Below are 14,814 nucleotides of genomic sequence, written 5' to 3'. Positions count from 1 at the left end.
GTTCGAGGAGCCGGATCCGGGCGAGCGGCGGGCGGCGTTCGGGGCGTTCCTGGCCGGCGCCGCGCGGGTGTTCGCGCCGTCCTCCGACACGGCGGCCCGGATCCGGACGGTGTACCCGGACCTCGCGGTGACGGTGCGGCCGCACGTCGAGCCGGAGCGGTCGGTGCGCTCGACCGCCCTCCAGCGGCCCGGCCGAATCCGCCGCGTCGCCGTGCTCGGCGCGATCAGCGCCACGAAGGGCGGCCTGTTCCTGCAGGCGCTCGCCACCGACGCGCAGGATCGCGACCTGCCGCTGCACTTCGCGATCGTGGGCTACTCGGACCCGGCCCTGGCGATCGGCCTGGAGCGCGTCGGGGTCGCCCAGACCGGGCGCTATTCCGGGGACCACGAGGCCCTGGACCTGGTCTGGCGGCTCTCGGCCGACCTCGTGCTGCTGCCGGCGATCTGGCCCGAGACCTACTCGTACGCGCTGACCCTGGCGCTGCGCACCGGCCTGCCGGTGGCGGCCTTCGACCTCGGCGCGCCGGCCGAGCGGCTGCGCGCCTACCCGAACGGGCACCTGCTCCCCGGCGCGCTGGCCACCGATCCGGCCGCCTTCAACGACCGCCTGCTCGCCATCGACGTCTCGGCCGCGGGCCGGCTCACCGTGCCGATCCGGGCCGCCACCTACGGCGACCTGATGGGCGACTATTACGGCCTGGACCCGGCGCCGGCCGGGACCGGGCACCCCAGCGACGAGGACGCCGCATGATCTCCGTCAACGAGGACATGAAGCAGGAGATGCTGCGCCGCGGCATCTCGGTGCTGCACCCGGCCCCGTTCGGCCTGCCGGAGGATTGCGTCTTCGAGCCGCCGTGCAGCATCAAGTGGATGGGCGTCGATTACTGCCTCACCATGGGGGCGTTCTCGTACGCGGTCAGCGGCTACTATTTCGGCGCCGACATCGCCCGCTACTGCTCGATCGGCGAGAGCGTCCAGGTCGGGCGCGGCAGCCACCCGGTCCAGTGCGGCTCGACCTCGCCGCTGTTCTACACGCACCACTCGGCCGTGTTCGACCGCATCGATCCGCGGGCGGAGGATTACGAGATCTCCGGCCCGTATCTCTGGCCCAAGCGCGTGCGCATCGGCAACGACGTCTATATCGGCCACGGCGCCTTCCTGATGCCCGACATCACGATCGGCGACGGGGCGGTGATCGGCGCCATGGCGGTGGTGACCAAGGACGTGCCGCCCTACGCGATCGTGGCCGGCAGCCCCGCCCGGATCGTGAAGATGCGCTTCCCGGACGCGCTGATCGAGCGCTACCTGAAGGTGCAATGGTGGCGCTACGCCTTCTGGGACCTGCGCCAGTGCTCGATCACCGACCCGGAGACGTTCATCGACGCCGTCGAGGAGCGGATCGCCGGGGGCATGCAGGAATACCGGCCGGAGCTGATCCCGATCCGGTCGCTGGTGCCGGGCGCGTGAGGCCGGGCACCTGAGGCCGGGCGCCCGCCGGGACGCGCCGCGCGCCGGGGCGTCCGGGGCGGCGCGCTCAGCCCGCCAGCACCCGCGCCGCCGCGTCGCCGAGGGCCCGCACGCCGAGGGCGAGGTCGGCGTCGCTGGTATCCTCCGCCCAGTGGTGGCTGATGCCGCCGATCGAGGGCACGAACAGCATCGCGGCCGGCAGGATCCGGGCGACGTTCTGGGCGTCGTGCCCGGCCCCCGACGGCATCACCTGCCACCCGCCGGGGCAGACGCTCTCGGCCGCCTCCGAGAGGGCGCGCATCAGGGCCGGGTCGCAGGGGGCGGGGATCGCCTTGGCCAGGGCCGTCAGCGTGGCCGGGCAGCGCTCGCGCCGGTTCGAGTCCCGCACCAGCGCCTCCAGGCAGGCCTCCATCCGCTCCAGCACGTGCATCGCCACGTCGCGGAACTGGAAATACACCTCGGCCCGCCCCGGGATGATGCTGAAGCCGCCGGGATCCAGGGTGATCCGCCCCGTGGTCCAGGTGCTGCGCGGCCCGCAGACCTTCGGGAATTCCCGGTCGATCGCCGCGAGCAGCCGCACCGCCGAGAGACCCGCGTCCCGGCGCTCCGCCATGGTGGTGCCGCCCGCGTGGTCCTGGTTGCCGGCGAAGTCGATCCGGAACTGCCAGATCGCCACGATGCCGCTCACCACGCCGAGATGCAGGCCGGCGGATTCGAGCTGCGTGCCCTGCTCGATGTGCATCTCCAGGAAGCCGCGATAGCGGTCCGGGTCGAGCCGCGTCCGGGGCAGGCCGGCGAGGCCGGCGCTCGCGAGCGCGGCGCGGAGCGGCGTGCCGTCGGTGCGGTTGCAAGCCTCGTCGATCTCGGCCTCGGTCAGGTCGCCGATCGCCGAGCGGCTGCCCAGGAAGCCCCCCGAGAAGTGCCCCTCCTCGTCGGCGAAGGCGACGACGTCGACGGGCAGCCCGGCGCGGGCCAGCGCGACCCCGGCCACGACGCCCAGCGCCCCGTCGAGCCAGCCGGCCTCGTTCTGCGTCTCGATGTGGCTGCCGACTAGCAGGTGCGGGCCCGGCCCGCGGTGGCGCCCGAGCACGTTGCCGATCCCGTCGATGGAGGCCTCCAGGCCGCAGGCCTCGAGCCGGGCCATCAGCCAGCGCCGGGATTCCATGTCGTCGGCCGAGAAGGTCGGCCGGTGGACGCCGGTGCGGAACCGGCCGATCTCGCGCAGTTCGTACAGGTCGGCCAGGAAGGCCCGGGTGTCGATCGCGGTCATGGTGAGCCCAGGCGGTGAGGCCAAGTTTGAGGCCGAGTGAGGAGGCCTCCGGCGGTGCAAGCCCCGTGCGGCCCGCTATTCCGCCGCCGCAGGTCTCGAGGCCGCGCCCTGCGCGCCACCCCGCGCACCGCCCGCCGTGCCCTCCGCCGCGCCCTCCAGCCAGGCGGCGAGATCGGCCCGGGCCCGGTCGGTGAGCGCGCGCTTCTTCAGCGCCGCCTTCTCGGGCCCGCGCAGGCGCCGGCCGGTCTCGTTGCGGGGTGCCCGCTCGAGCGGCGGGAACAGGCCGAAATTCACGTTCATCGGCTGGAACGAGCGCGGGGCGTTGGCCTCCCCGTCCGCCATCAGGTGGCCGCCGGTGATGTGGGCGATGAGCGCGCCGAGGGCCGTGCTCTGGGGCAGGGGGGCGAGGGGGGCGCCGGCCGCCTCCGCGACGGCGAAGCGGCCGGCCATCAGCCCGACCGCGGCGCTCTCGACGTAGCCCTCGCAGCCGGTGATCTGCCCGGCGAAGCGCAAGGTCGGACGGGCCCGCAGCCGGAGGGTGGCGTCGAGGAGGCGCGGGCTGTCGAGGTAGGTGTTGCGGTGCAGGCCGCCGAGGCGGGCGAACTCGGCCCGCTCCAGGCCGGGGATCATGCGGAAGACCCGCACCTGCTCGGCGTAGGTCAGCTTCGTCTGGAAGCCGACCATGTTGTACAGGGTGCCCAGCGCGTTGTCCTGGCGCAGCTGCACGATCGCGCAGGGCTTGACCAGCGGGTCGCGGGGATTGGTGAGCCCCACGGGCTTCATCGGCCCGTGGCGCAGCGTCTCGGGGCCGCGCTCGGCCATGACCTCGACGGGCAGGCAGCCGTCGAAATAGGGCGTGCCCTCCCACTGCTTGAACCCGATCTTCTCGCCCGCCACGAGGGCGGCCACGAAGGAATCGTACTGCTCCCGGGTCATCGGGCAGTTGAGGTAGTCCGCGCCCGTGCCGCCGGGTCCCGGCTTGTCGTAGCGGGACTGGAACCACGCCACGTCCATGTCGATCGAGTCGCGGTGGACGATCGGCGCGATCGCGTCGAAGAAGGCCAGCGACTCGGCGCCGGTGAGCCCGCGGATGCCCTCGGCCAGCGCCGGCGCGGTGAGCGGGCCGGTGGCGACGATGCAGGGGCCCCATTCCTCCGGCGGCAGGCCCTCGACCTCCCCGCGGACGAGGGTGACGTTGGGGTGCTGCTCCAGGGCCCGGGTCACCGCGGCGGAGAAGCCCTCGCGGTCGACCGCCAGCGCCCCGCCCGCCGGCACCTGGTTGGCGTCGGCCGCCCGCATGATCAGCGAGCTCAAGGAGCGCATCTCCTGGTGCAGCAGCCCGACGGCGTTGCCCTCCGGGTCGTCCGACCGGAACGAGTTGGAGCAGACGAGCTCGGCCAGCCCGTCGGTGCGGTGCGCCTCGGTGCCGCGCACCGGGCGCATCTCGTGGATCACGGCGCGGTGCCCGGCTTCGGCCACCTGCCAGGCGGCCTCGGATCCGGCGAGGCCGCCGCCGACGATGTGGATGGTCTGTGTCATGTCCGAGAATAGCGAAGGACCGCCGTCCGGATCAACGGGCGGCGGTCCTTCGAGGCATTCGTCTCGGGCGCTGTGGCGCGGACGCGGGGATCAGACGCGGGCGACGCCGCGGATCTCGCTGCGGTTGATGCCGAGATCGGCAAGATCGCGGTCCGACAGGCGGGACAGCTGGGTGACGGTGTCGCGGTACCGGAGATAGGCGCGGACGCGGCTCAGGACGCTACGGGCGGCGGACATGGTGTGCTGTGACCTCTGCTCGGGCAGACGATGGCGCCCCATTGCGCATCGCTGCCTCTTGTTGGTGCAACGCACATATAATCGCGCCGCAGCGCAGCAGGAGTCGTAAGGTCAAGCACCAGACCTGCGAAAATCGCATAACCGGCTTAAGAAACCGGCAAGGTTTCCGGATGGTCATTCTTTGTGCGCATGCAGGGCGCCGAGGGGCCTCCCGCACGCGCGAAGGGCGCCCCGCCGGTCGGCGGGACGCCCTGCATGCCGTCTGACGGGCTCGGACGGGGGCTCAGTAGAACGGGCGCGGCCCGTAGAAGCCGTAGGGCCGGTAGAAGGGCCGCGGCCGGTAGTAACCGCCGTACCCACCGTAATAGACCGGGCGCCGCCAGTATCCGTAGGGCCGGGGGCCCCAGTTCGGCCGGCAGATGCCCCACGGATTGGGATGGAAGCCGGGGCCGCAGCCCCCGGCCGCCTCGGCAGACCCCGCGAGCCCGAGGCCGCCGGCGATCGCGGCGGCCATCACGAGTGCCTTCGCGCGCGGTGCGCTCAGAATCGTCATGACTGGATCTCCTCAACGTTTCCGGCGGATCGGGAGCCGGTCGTTCGAGATTCGGTCCCGCCACCTGAACCGTCGCTGAGCCGTAGGTTGTGTCCGGTACAGGCCCGCGACGGCGCCGCGGCAACGCCGCTCGGAGCGCGAAGGTTGCACGCTCCGGGTCGCGGGCTCAGTGCAGCGAGGGCGTGCGCAGGAACCGCTCCCGATCCCCGGAGACGAGGGCGAGCTTCACGCCGCGCCCCTCCCGGCGGATCGTGAGGGGGACCCGCACCCCGGCCTCGCCCAGGGCCCAGACGCTCCGGAACAGGGCGGCGAGGTCGGCCACCGGCTCGCCGGCCACCGCCTCGATCACGTCGCCGGCCTGGAGGCCGCCGGTCTCGGCCGGGCCGTTATCGGCGAGGCCCATCACGACGATGCCCTCCTCGCTCTCGGTGGCGTAGAGGCCGAGCCAGGGGCGGGGCGGCCGGTCGGCCCGCCCGCGCGTGGCGAGGTCCTCGAGGATCGGCGTCAGCAGATCGATGGGCACGACCATGTTGATCGGCCGCGCCGCGCCGCCGCCGCCCTGCTGCAGCTGCAGCGAGCCGATGCCCAGCAGGTCGCCCTGGGGGCCGATCAGCGCGGTCCCGCCCCAGTGCGGGTGCGCGGGGGCGGTGAACAGGGCCTCGTCGAGGACGTACTCCCAGTAGCCGGCGAATTCCTGCCGGGCCACGACCTCGACGGCGACGCAGCGCTGGCGCCCGCCCGCCCCGGCCAGCACGGCCCGGTCGCCGGTCTTGAGTCCGGCCGAGTGGCCGAGCGGGAGGGCCGGCACGCCGAGATCGCCGAGCGCCTGGACCAGGCCGAAGCCCGTGGCGGCGTCGAAGCCGAGGACGTGGCCGGGCACCGAGCGGCCGTCCCGGGTGGTGAGCCAGACGCTCTCGGCCTCGGTGACGAGGTAGCCGATGGTGAGCACCAGCCCGTCCTCGCGGATCACCACGCCGTTGCCGGCGCGCTCGGTGCCGAGCGTCTCGGCCGTGAACGCGCTGTCCGGGATCCGCGCCGACAGGGCCAGGACCGCGGAGAGCGCCCGGTCGAGGTCGTAGCCGTAATCCGCGGGCCTGGGCTGGGCCTGCGCGGGGATCTTCCACTCGCCCTGCGTCGCCATGACAATCCTTCGGCTCGTCCGCCTGCGCTCCGGTCGGCCCCGGAGCCGCGCCATCGGCACACCATAGGATGTCCGCGCCGCCCGCGTCACCCGCGGCCGGCTGCGACCCGTGGCACGGGCCCGCCCGGGGCGGCCGGCTGCGGCCCGCCGCGGCACCGGCACAAAGAAAAACCGCCCGGCGGAGCCGGGCGGCGCGCCGTCCCGGAGGACGGCCTGTCGGAGATCCGGGAGCCCCCGCCGCGCGGCGGCGGGGAGCCCGGTGTCTCGGAAGGATCTCAGTACTTGCGGACCAGCGGCGCCGGGACCGGCGCGGCGGCCGGGGCCGGCGAGTAGAGCGGCACGATGAACCGGATCCAGCCGTCGGTGGAGTAGTTGTCGCGGGTGCGGCCGAACGCGTTGGTGTACTGCGCGCCGGTCACGACGTCGCGGGCAACGTAGGCCTGGACGGTGAAGATCTTGAAGTCGTAGCCGATGAGACCGCCGAGGGCGAACCGGCCACGGTTCCCGGCCGCGGCGCTGGCCTGGCTGATGTCGAAGTTGTAGGTGCCGTAGGCGATCGGGCCGATCTCGAAGTTGCCGAACTTCTTGGTCGCCGTGAGGTCGAAGTTCAGGGCGTCCGACAGGCGGATCGGGCCGATGGCGGCGCCGACCTGGCCGGGGAAGCGGCCGGGCGAGTCGTAGATGTTGGCGGTCAGGTTGGCGGTGATGTTCCAGCCGTCACCCGTGTAGCTGCCGGCGATGCCGAAGCGGTAGGTGTTGGAGGAGAGCTGCGGCAGGACCGGGGTGGCCGTCGTGCCGTTCGCGGTGATGATCGAGCCGCGGTCGCCGTTCAGGTCGTTCAGGTAGGCGCCGCCGAGCAAGCTGACGCCGAAGTTGTTGCCGAGGTCGAAGGCCCAGATGCCGCCGACGAAGGTGCCGACGTTGATCGAGATGTCCTTGTTGCGCACGCCCGCCGGGTTGCGGGTGAAGGCGAACACGGTCGGGGGCGCCACGAGCAGCTCGACGCGGCCGCCGAACGGCACGAACGGGGTCGACCAGACCAGGACCGGGATGTTGACGGCCGTGTCGGGCGAGTTCGGCGCGTCGGTGCGGCGATAGGTGAACGTGTTGATCGCGTAGAGGCCTTCCGGCAGCGGCGCGCCGACGGCGAGGCCGACCTGCTCACCGGGAACCGTCGTGGTCTGCGCCTGCGCGATCGTCGAGGTCATGCCGACCGTGAGCGCGACCGTGCCGGCCGCGAGCCAGTTCTTCATCATTTTCTCATTCCTTCCCAAGGTCATACGGCGTCCGTCCCGCATTCGGCACTTCCCTGCCGGTCTGCTCGCCTATCGCGGCTGCCGGCTTCGGACCTGCCGAGCGCCCCCACGGAGCCTGCCCGTCTCAACGTCTGCGACTATTCTACAGAGACCTGCGGAAAGACAGTGGAATGCTCGCCGAAACGCCACAACCGGCCGAACCGTTGCGCAAAAGCCGCATTTTTGCGGCGATGCAACACTGTCCACAGACCCTGCTCGGATCGCGGTTTCGGCAAAATATCGTTGAACGGTCAAGCTGTTGCCGGCCCGGGCCGCGGGAGAATCCGGCAAAGGCGGGAAGGTGATCGGGCAGGCCGCCGGTCCGGACGCGCGGGCCGGGATCCGGCTCCGAGCCGGTCGGCGGCGGGTCCGGAGCCGGATCCGGCCGCTCGAATCACCGTCCGCGGGCGCGGGGTCCGGCCGAGACCCGGCAGAAACTGCCGCGCCGGCCCGGGAGCGGGTGATCCGTCGCGTCGGACCCGCGCCCGCACTGCAGGGGCGGGGGCGGGGGCGCGTCCGGCACGGACGCCGGTGCGTGTGATGCCCGCCCCCGGAAGGTCCGCCCCCCTCCGCCGCCGCGCTACTCCGCGGCGCGGCCGCGGCTCGCGGGTGAGGCGGGCCGCCGCTCCAGCACCTCGCGCAGGAACCGGCCAGTATGGCTGGCCTTGGCGCGGGCGATCTCTTCCGGCGTGCCCTGCGCCACCACCCGGCCGCCGCCGTCGCCGCCCTCGGGACCCATGTCGATCACCCAGTCGGCGGTCTTGATCACTTCGAGGTTGTGCTCGATCACCACCACGGTGTTGCCCTGGTCGACCAGCTCGTGGAGCACCTCCATGAGCTTGGCGACGTCGTGGAAGTGCAGGCCGGTGGTCGGCTCGTCGAGGATGTAGAGGGTGCGGCCGGTGGCGCGCTTCGACAGCTCCTTGGAGAGCTTCACGCGCTGCGCCTCGCCCCCCGACAGGGTGGTGGCCTGCTGGCCGACATGGACGTAGTGCAGGCCGACCCGCTTCAGGGTCTCGAGCTTGTCGCGGATCGCCGGCACCGCCTTGAACAGCTCGGCCGCCTCCTCGACGGTGGAGTCGAGCACGTCGGCGATGGACTTGCCCCGGTACTTCACCTCCAGGGTCTCGCGGTCGTAGCGCTTGCCCTTGCAGACGTCGCAGGTGACGTAGACGTCCGGCAGGAAGTGCATCTCGATCTTGATGACGCCGTCGCCCGAGCAGGCCTCGCAGCGCCCGCCCTTGACGTTGAACGAGAAGCGCCCGGGCTGGTAGCCCCGCGCCTTGGCCTCGGGGAGGCCCGCGAACCAGTCGCGGATCGGCGTGAAGGCGCCGATATAGGTGGCGGGGTTCGAGCGCGGCGTGCGGCCGATCGGCGACTGGTCGATGTCGATGACCTTGTCGAGGTGCTCCAGCCCCTCCAGCCGCCCGTAGGGGGCCGGGTGCTCCAGGGCGCCGTTCAGCTTCTTGGCGATGGCCTTGTAGAGGGTGTCGATCACCAGGGTGGACTTGCCGCCCCCCGAGACGCCGGTGATGCACGTGAAGGTGCCGAGCGGGATCTCGACGTCCACGTCCTTGAGATTGTTGCCCCGCGCGCCGAACAGGCCGAGCTTGCCCTTCCGGCCCTTGCGGCGGGCGGTCGGGGTGCGCACCGCCATCGCGCCCGTGAGATACTTGGCGGTAAGCGAGGCGGGGTTCGCCAGCACCTCCGCGGGGGTGCCCTGCGCGATGATCTCGCCGCCGTGGATGCCGGCGCCCGGGCCGACATCGACCACGTAATCGGCCTGCAGGATCGCGTCCTCGTCGTGCTCGACCACGATCACCGAGTTGCCGAGGTCGCGCAGGCGCTTGAGCGTGCCGAGCAGCCGCTCGTTGTCGCGCTGGTGCAGGCCGATCGAGGGCTCGTCCAGCACGTAGAGCACGCCGGTCAGGCCGGAGCCGATCTGCGAGGCGAGGCGGATGCGCTGGCTCTCGCCGCCCGAGAGCGAGCCGGAGCCGCGGGCGAGCGTCAGGTATTCCAGGCCGACATCCACCAGGAAGCTCAGCCGGTCGCGGATCTCTTTCAGGATCCGGACCGCGATCTCGTTCTGCTTCGCGGTCAGCTTCCCGGGCAGGTCCGAGAACCACCGGTGCGCCTCGGAGACCGAGAGGGCGGTCACGTCGGCGATGTCCGCCATGGCGACCTTCACGGCCAGAGCCTCGGGCTTCAGCCGCTTGCCGCCGCAGGCGGCGCAGGGCGTCTCGCTCATGAAGCGCCCGATCTCCTCCCGCACGGCGTCCGAGTCGCTCTCCTTGTAGCGGCGCTCCAGGTTCGGGATCACGCCCTCGAAGGGCTTGTTGACCGTGTACTTGCGCAAGCCGTCGTCGTAGGCGAAGCGCACCGCCTGCTTGCCCGATCCGTAGAGCACGATGGCGCGGGCCGTCTCCGACAGGCTCTGCCAGGGGACGCCCGTCTTGAAGCCGAAATGCTCGGCGAGCGCCTCCAGCGTCTGGCCGTAATAGGGCGAGGTCGACTTCGCCCAGGGGCCGACCGCGCCGCGCTTCAGGCTTAAGCCAGGGTCGGAGATCACCAGCTCGGGATCGATCCGCATCTCGTGGCCGATGCCGCTGCAGGTCGGGCAGGCGCCGAACGGGTTGTTGAACGAGAACAGCCGCGGCTCGATCTCCGCGATGGTGAAGCCCGAGACCGGGCAGGCGAAGCGCGACGAGAAGGTGACGGTCCGCGGCGCCTCGCCCTCGGGGGCGTCGGCGAACACGATCTCGGCGACGCCGTCGGCGAGTTCCAGCGCGGTCTCGAAGGATTCGGCGAGCCGCGAGCCGATATCGGCCCGGACCACGATCCGGTCGACCACCACGTCGATGTCGTGCTTGAACTTCTTGTCGAGCTTGGGCACATCGTCGATGGCGTAGTATTCGCCGTTCACGCGCAGCCGCTGGAAGCCTTTCTTCTGATATTCGGCGATCTCCTTGCGGTACTCGCCCTTCCGCCCGCGGACCACGGGCGCGAGCAGGTAGAGCCGGGTCTTCTCCGGCAGCTCCAGCACCCGGTCGACCATCTGCTGGACGGTCTGGCTCTCGATCGGCAGGCCGGTGGCCGGCGAGTAGGGGATGCCGACCCGCGCCCAGAGCAGGCGCATGTAGTCGTAGATCTCGGTCACCGTCCCCACGGTCGAGCGGGGGTTCTTCGAGGTGGTCTTCTGCTCGATCGAGATCGCCGGCGACAGCCCGTCGATCTGGTCGACGTCGGGCTTGGACATCATCTCCAGGAACTGGCGGGCGTAGGCCGAGAGCGACTCGACGTAGCGGCGCTGCCCCTCGGCGTAGATCGTGTCGAAGGCGAGCGACGACTTGCCCGAGCCCGAGAGCCCGGTGAAGACCACGAGCTTGTCCCGCGGGATGGTCAGGTCGACGTTCTTGAGATTGTGCTCCCGGGCGCCGCGGATCGCGATGACCCGCCGGTCCTCGACGGGGGCCGGCGCGGCGTCGAACAGGGCCTCCAGCTTGGCGTCGATGGCGGCTTCGGTCCGGGCCGCGGGCGCTTCGCCCTTCGCGCGGGCCGGTTTGGGCAGGGCTGCCTTCGTCGAGGCTGCCTTGAGGGGCGTCTTGGGAGCGGCTTTGGCGGCGCCGGCGCGGCTTGCGACACGACTTCCAGCTTGGGCTTTGGCCATGAGGGCGGCGGTCTTTCGAGGCGTCGACGCGGTCAGAGTCGGATTTCGCGCGCGGGCCAGCCGCCGCACCGGCCTCATGTCGAGCCCGAGGGGGCTCACGGCAAGATGCGGCCGGCGGGACGCAGGCCCGTCATGCGCCGCCCTTGCTAGAACGAAACGCGTACGTCGGCAACCGCTCGGTGAACGCGCCGCCGTCTCCGCGGGCGCAGCGCGGCGGCCCCGATGGCGCCACACGGACGAGGCGCGCGCCGGGCTCCCTCCGCTGCGCGGGACGACGCGGTGCAGCCAACGGCCGCGATCAGAGTCCGGCGGCCCCAGGTTCGCCGTACCTTGATTCGCCAAATTTCGGGATCCGCCAAACCTCGGGATCCGCCAAACCTCGGGTTTCGCCAAACCTTGGCCCACCTTCGGTGTTGCACCGCGGGGGCTGAGATCCACGTCGCCGAATCCTGCCCTCAGATCCACATCCCGACCCGTATCGATGCCAGCGCTCGACCTGACCGCTCCGGTCGCCATCCCCGGGGCCGACGACCGGACCGCGGCCCGGCAGAGGCTGTCCACGCGGCTGCTGTTCCTGATCGTGGGCATCGCCAACGCCACCTGGGCGCCCCTGGTGCCGCTGGTGAAGGACCGCGCCGGCCTCGACGCGGCCGGGCTCGGCCTGCTGCTCCTCACCTTCGGCGTCGGCTCGCTCCTGGCGATGCCGAGCGCCGGGGCGGCGGCCGCGCGGCTGGGATACCGGCCGGTCCTGCTCGCCGGGACGCTCGCGATCGGCCTGGCCCTGCCGGTCCTGGCCCTGGCCTCCGGGCTCGTGCCGCTCACCGGGGCGCTGCTGCTGTTCGGGGCCGGGATGGGGGCGGTGGACTGCGTCATGAACCTGCAGGCCGTCGCGGTGGAGCGCGCCGCCGGGCGCCCGATGATGTCGGGCTTCCACGGTCTCTACAGCCTCGGCTGCATCCTGGGGGCGCTGCTGGCCAGCGTCCTGATGGGCACCGGCCTGGGCGCCGGCTGGAGCGTGCTGATCCTGGTCGCCGGCATCGTGGCCCTGTTCGCGGCCGCCTGGCCGGGCATCCTTCCGGCCGGCGGGACAGGGGGAAGCGGCGGGCCCGCCTTCGCGCTGCCCCGCGGCCCGGTGCTGGTGCTGGGCCTGCTCTGCTTCGTGGTGTTCCTGACCGAGGGCTCGGCCCTCGACTGGAGCGCGGTGTTCCTGATCCAGCAGCGCGGGCTCGATCCGGCCTGGGCGGCGCTCGGCTACGCTTCCTTCTCGGTCACCATGACGGCCGGCCGGCTCGGCGGGGATGCGATCGTGGCCCGCCTCGGCCGGCGGCCCGTGGTGATCCTCGGCGGCCTGCTGGCGGCGGCCGGCCTCGCGCTCTCGGTCGTCATCCCGGCCTGGGAGGCGGCGCTCGCCGGCTACGCCCTGGTCGGGGCGGGCTGCGCCAACATCGTCCCGGTCCTGTTCACGGCGGCGGGGCGCCAGACCGCGATGCCCGCGCGCGTGGCGGTGCCGGCGGTGACGACGCTGGGCTATGCCGGGGTGCTGGCGGGGCCCGCGCTGATCGGCTTCGCCGCGCAGGCGCTCGGCCTGCCCGCGTCCCTGCTGATCGTGGCGGCGCTGCTCCTCGGCGTGGCGGCGGCCGGCCGGTCCCTGCGGGTGTGACCCCTCACGCCTCGGCGTTGCGCGCCATGAAGGTGGCGGGCGTCCCGTCCTCCGGGTTCACGAAGACGATGTCGGTCGGCGCCCGCCGGGGCGTGTCGATCGACAGGAACACCACCGGGTCCCCGGGCTCGAGCGCCGGCATCGCGTGGACCGTGCCCTTCTCGAAGAACAGGAGCTGGCCCGGGCCGAACGCCGTCTCGGCGGCCGGATCGCCCAGCCAGACCCGGCCCCGGCCCGAGAGGCAGTAGAGGTACTCGTCGCAGGTGGCGTGATAGTGCGGCGGGGTCGGCCGGTAGACCCGGAACACCCGGGCGCTCGCCGCCTCCCGGTCGGTCAGGTAGGTGTCGACCAGGAGGGTCTCGGCGCTGTCGGGCAGACCCGCCGCCAGCGCCGTCACGTCGAAGAGGCCGCTCCCCGCCGCGTCCGCCATCACGCCCTCCTCAATCGGAAAACCCTTCGAGCACGATCTTCCCCCTGGCGCGCCCGCTCTCGACCAGCGCGTGGGCGCGCCGCAGGTTCGCGGCGTCGATCCGCCCGTAATGCTCCCCCAGGGTGGTGCGCAGGCGCCCGGAATCAACGAGGCGGGATATCTCGTCGAGGAGCGCACCCTGGGCGGCGATGTCGGCGGTGGCGAACATTGAGCGGGTGAACATGAACTCCCAGTGCAGCGACAGGCTCTTGCGCTTGAGGAGCCCGACGTCGAGGCGCTCCGGATCGTCGATCAGGGCGAGGCGGCCCTGCGGGGCGATCAGTTCCACGATCGCGGCGAGGTGGGCGTCGGTGTTGGTCGTGGAGAAGACGAGGCCCGGCGCGCCGATCCCCAGGGCCGCCACCTCCGCCGCCAGGGATCTGGAATGGTCGACCACGTGGTGGGCGCCGAGGTCCCGGCACCAGGCCGCCGTCTCAGGCCGCGACGCGGTGGCGATCACGGTGAGGTCGGTGAGTTCCCGGGCGAGCTGGATCGCCACCGAGCCGACGCCCCCCGCGCCGCCGACGATCAGGATCGCCGGGGCCGCGCCCGGCACCGGCTTGTCCACGTCGAGCCGGTCGAACAGGGTCTCCCAGGCGGTGATCGCGGTGAGCGGCAGGGCGGCGGCCTGCGCCCAGTCGAGGCTCTCCGGCTTGTGCCCGACGATGCGGGCATCGACGCAGTGGAACCGGGCGTTCGTCCCCGGCCGGGTGAGGTCGCCCGCGTAGAACACCGCGTCGCCCGCGGCGAAACCCTGGACCTCCGCGCCGGCGGCGACGACGGTGCCGGCCGCGTCCCAGCCGAGCACCTTGGTGCCGCCTTCCTCCGGCTCGGCCCGCCGCCGGACCTTGGTGTCGACCGGGTTCACCGAGACCGCCTCGACCTTCACCAGCAGGTCGCGCGGGCCGGGCTCGGGCTGGGGCAGGTCGAGGTCGACCAGGGCCTCGGGATCGGTGATCGGCAGGGACTTGCGGTAGCCGACGGCGCGCATGGTGATCTCCTCGGAGTGTCGCCGCAGGAGATGCCGCCCGCCTTCACAGGCCGCAAGTACGCACATAAAACGCCACTAGTGCCGGAAATGATACCGTCGGAGACAGCCCATGCCCCGCACCCGCCGCCACACGGGCGCCTGCAGCCCCGGCTGCGCCGTCGAGGCGACGCTCCGGCTCATCGACGGCAAGTGGAAGGGCGTGATCCTCTACCATCTGCTGGAGGGGACCCTGCGCTTCAACGAGATCCGGCGGCGCCTCGCCAGCGTGACCCAGCGCATGCTCACCAACCAGCTGCGCGAAATGGAATCCGACGGCCTGATCACCCGGACGGTCTACGCCGAGGTTCCTCCGAAGGTGGAATACAGCCTGACCGAGCGGGGGCGGTCCCTCGATCCGGTCATCCGCGCGCTGAAGACCTGGGGTGATCTGCACGCGGAATTGGCAGATACGACTCAAAACGCCGCCTGATTGTGCAAACCGGTGCCGAATATGGGCGCGACCACATAACCGGATCTTTATGACTT

At 72.0% G+C, this 14,814-nt stretch carries 13 protein-coding genes; 4 read left to right on the top strand and 9 right to left on the bottom strand.

Features of this window, described 5'->3' with window-relative positions; all coding sequences use genetic code 11:
* Nucleotides 1-751 (top strand): glycosyltransferase (locus ACQKQD_RS29445; RefSeq protein ID WP_427510325.1); only part of this gene is annotated, 751 nt, incomplete at its 5' end.
* Entirely contained in the window at nt 748-1,467 is a 720-nt protein-coding gene (locus tag ACQKQD_RS29440; RefSeq protein WP_042671319.1) for a CatB-related O-acetyltransferase, read from the top strand. The genes ACQKQD_RS29445 and ACQKQD_RS29440, both read left to right, overlap by 4 nt.
* A 67-nt stretch (nt 1,468-1,534) precedes the next feature.
* Here ACQKQD_RS29440 and ACQKQD_RS29435 read toward each other — a convergent pair whose 3' ends face one another.
* The 7 genes from ACQKQD_RS29435 to uvrA all read right to left on the bottom strand — a co-directional run bounded on the left by ACQKQD_RS29435 (nt 1,535) and on the right by uvrA (nt 11,169).
* The gene (locus ACQKQD_RS29435) at nt 1,535-2,737 is read right to left on the bottom strand and encodes a Zn-dependent hydrolase (RefSeq protein ID WP_427510324.1); all 1,203 of its coding nucleotides are present in this window, start codon (nt 2,735-2,737) and stop codon (nt 1,535-1,537) included.
* A gap of 75 nt (nt 2,738-2,812) precedes the next feature.
* Nucleotides 2,813-4,276 carry a methylenetetrahydrofolate--tRNA-(uracil(54)-C(5))-methyltransferase (FADH(2)-oxidizing) TrmFO gene (gene trmFO / locus ACQKQD_RS29430; RefSeq protein WP_427510323.1) on the bottom strand — a complete coding sequence of 488 codons (1,464 nt, stop codon included), beginning with the start codon at nt 4,274-4,276 and terminating at the stop codon, nt 2,813-2,815.
* A 90-nt stretch (nt 4,277-4,366) separates the two neighbouring features.
* Nucleotides 4,367-4,513, bottom strand: a complete 147-nt coding sequence (locus ACQKQD_RS29425) for a DUF1127 domain-containing protein (protein WP_020095497.1) — start codon at nt 4,511-4,513, stop codon at nt 4,367-4,369.
* Nucleotides 4,514-4,796: 283 nt separating this feature from the next.
* A complete protein-coding gene (locus tag ACQKQD_RS29420; RefSeq protein WP_020095498.1) occupies nt 4,797-5,066 on the bottom strand; it encodes a GCG_CRPN prefix-to-repeats domain-containing protein in 270 nt (89 codons plus the stop codon).
* A gap of 166 nt (nt 5,067-5,232) precedes the next feature.
* Nucleotides 5,233-6,207 (bottom strand): S1C family serine protease, encoded by a 975-nt coding sequence (locus ACQKQD_RS29415; protein ID WP_020095499.1) that lies wholly within the window; start codon nt 6,205-6,207, stop codon nt 5,233-5,235.
* A gap of 275 nt (nt 6,208-6,482) precedes the next feature.
* Nucleotides 6,483-7,463 (bottom strand): transporter, encoded by a 981-nt coding sequence (locus ACQKQD_RS29410; RefSeq protein WP_427510322.1) that lies wholly within the window; start codon nt 7,461-7,463, stop codon nt 6,483-6,485.
* Between the two features lie 619 nt (nt 7,464-8,082).
* Entirely contained in the window at nt 8,083-11,169 is a 3,087-nt protein-coding gene (gene uvrA, locus ACQKQD_RS29405; protein WP_427510321.1) for an excinuclease ABC subunit UvrA, read from the bottom strand.
* A gap of 481 nt (nt 11,170-11,650) precedes the next feature.
* On the opposite strand from uvrA, the gene ACQKQD_RS29400 reads away from it, so the two are divergent.
* Nucleotides 11,651-12,829 carry an MFS transporter gene (locus ACQKQD_RS29400; RefSeq protein ID WP_427510320.1) on the top strand — a complete coding sequence of 393 codons (1,179 nt, stop codon included), beginning with the start codon at nt 11,651-11,653 and terminating at the stop codon, nt 12,827-12,829.
* Nucleotides 12,830-12,833: 4 nt separating this feature from the next.
* Here ACQKQD_RS29400 and ACQKQD_RS29395 read toward each other — a convergent pair whose 3' ends face one another.
* Both ACQKQD_RS29395 and ACQKQD_RS29390 read right to left on the bottom strand, forming a co-directional pair.
* A complete protein-coding gene (locus ACQKQD_RS29395) occupies nt 12,834-13,259 on the bottom strand; it encodes a cupin domain-containing protein (RefSeq protein ID WP_427510319.1) in 426 nt (141 codons plus the stop codon).
* A 10-nt stretch (nt 13,260-13,269) separates the two neighbouring features.
* Entirely contained in the window at nt 13,270-14,289 is a 1,020-nt protein-coding gene (locus ACQKQD_RS29390; protein WP_427510318.1) for a zinc-binding alcohol dehydrogenase family protein, read from the bottom strand.
* Nucleotides 14,290-14,398: 109 nt separating this feature from the next.
* Here ACQKQD_RS29390 and ACQKQD_RS29385 point away from each other — a divergent pair, with 109 nt between their 5' ends.
* On the top strand, nt 14,399-14,758 hold the full coding sequence (locus ACQKQD_RS29385) for a winged helix-turn-helix transcriptional regulator (protein ID WP_042671335.1): 360 nt from the start codon (nt 14,399-14,401) through the stop codon (nt 14,756-14,758).
* Nucleotides 14,759-14,814: the final 56 nt, after the last annotated feature.

This window comes from Methylobacterium sp. NPDC080182, assembly GCF_050281105.1.
In the GTDB taxonomy this organism is placed as follows: Bacteria; Pseudomonadota; Alphaproteobacteria; order Rhizobiales; family Beijerinckiaceae; genus Methylobacterium.
Note: the sequence above shows the minus strand (reverse complement) of the source record. Positions and strands in the feature narration are given on the sequence as shown.

Coding starts and splice junctions, on each gene's coding strand:
- ACQKQD_RS29420 (WP_020095498.1), bottom strand. CDS start 5,066: ATGACGATTCTGAGCGCACCGCGCGCGAAGGCACTCGTGATGGCCGCC.
- ACQKQD_RS29425 (WP_020095497.1), bottom strand. CDS start 4,513: ATGTCCGCCGCCCGTAGCGTCCTGAGCCGCGTCCGCGCCTATCTCCGG.
- ACQKQD_RS29395 (WP_427510319.1), bottom strand. CDS start 13,259: ATGGCGGACGCGGCGGGGAGCGGCCTCTTCGACGTGACGGCGCTGGCG.
- ACQKQD_RS29410 (WP_427510322.1), bottom strand. CDS start 7,463: ATGATGAAGAACTGGCTCGCGGCCGGCACGGTCGCGCTCACGGTCGGC.
- ACQKQD_RS29390 (WP_427510318.1), bottom strand. CDS start 14,289: ATGCGCGCCGTCGGCTACCGCAAGTCCCTGCCGATCACCGATCCCGAG.
- ACQKQD_RS29440 (WP_042671319.1), top strand. CDS start 748: ATGATCTCCGTCAACGAGGACATGAAGCAGGAGATGCTGCGCCGCGGC.
- ACQKQD_RS29415 (WP_020095499.1), bottom strand. CDS start 6,207: ATGGCGACGCAGGGCGAGTGGAAGATCCCCGCGCAGGCCCAGCCCAGG.
- uvrA (WP_427510321.1), bottom strand. CDS start 11,169: ATGGCCAAAGCCCAAGCTGGAAGTCGTGTCGCAAGCCGCGCCGGCGCC.
- ACQKQD_RS29385 (WP_042671335.1), top strand. CDS start 14,399: ATGCCCCGCACCCGCCGCCACACGGGCGCCTGCAGCCCCGGCTGCGCC.
- ACQKQD_RS29400 (WP_427510320.1), top strand. CDS start 11,651: ATGCCAGCGCTCGACCTGACCGCTCCGGTCGCCATCCCCGGGGCCGAC.
- trmFO (WP_427510323.1), bottom strand. CDS start 4,276: ATGACACAGACCATCCACATCGTCGGCGGCGGCCTCGCCGGATCCGAG.
- ACQKQD_RS29435 (WP_427510324.1), bottom strand. CDS start 2,737: ATGACCGCGATCGACACCCGGGCCTTCCTGGCCGACCTGTACGAACTG.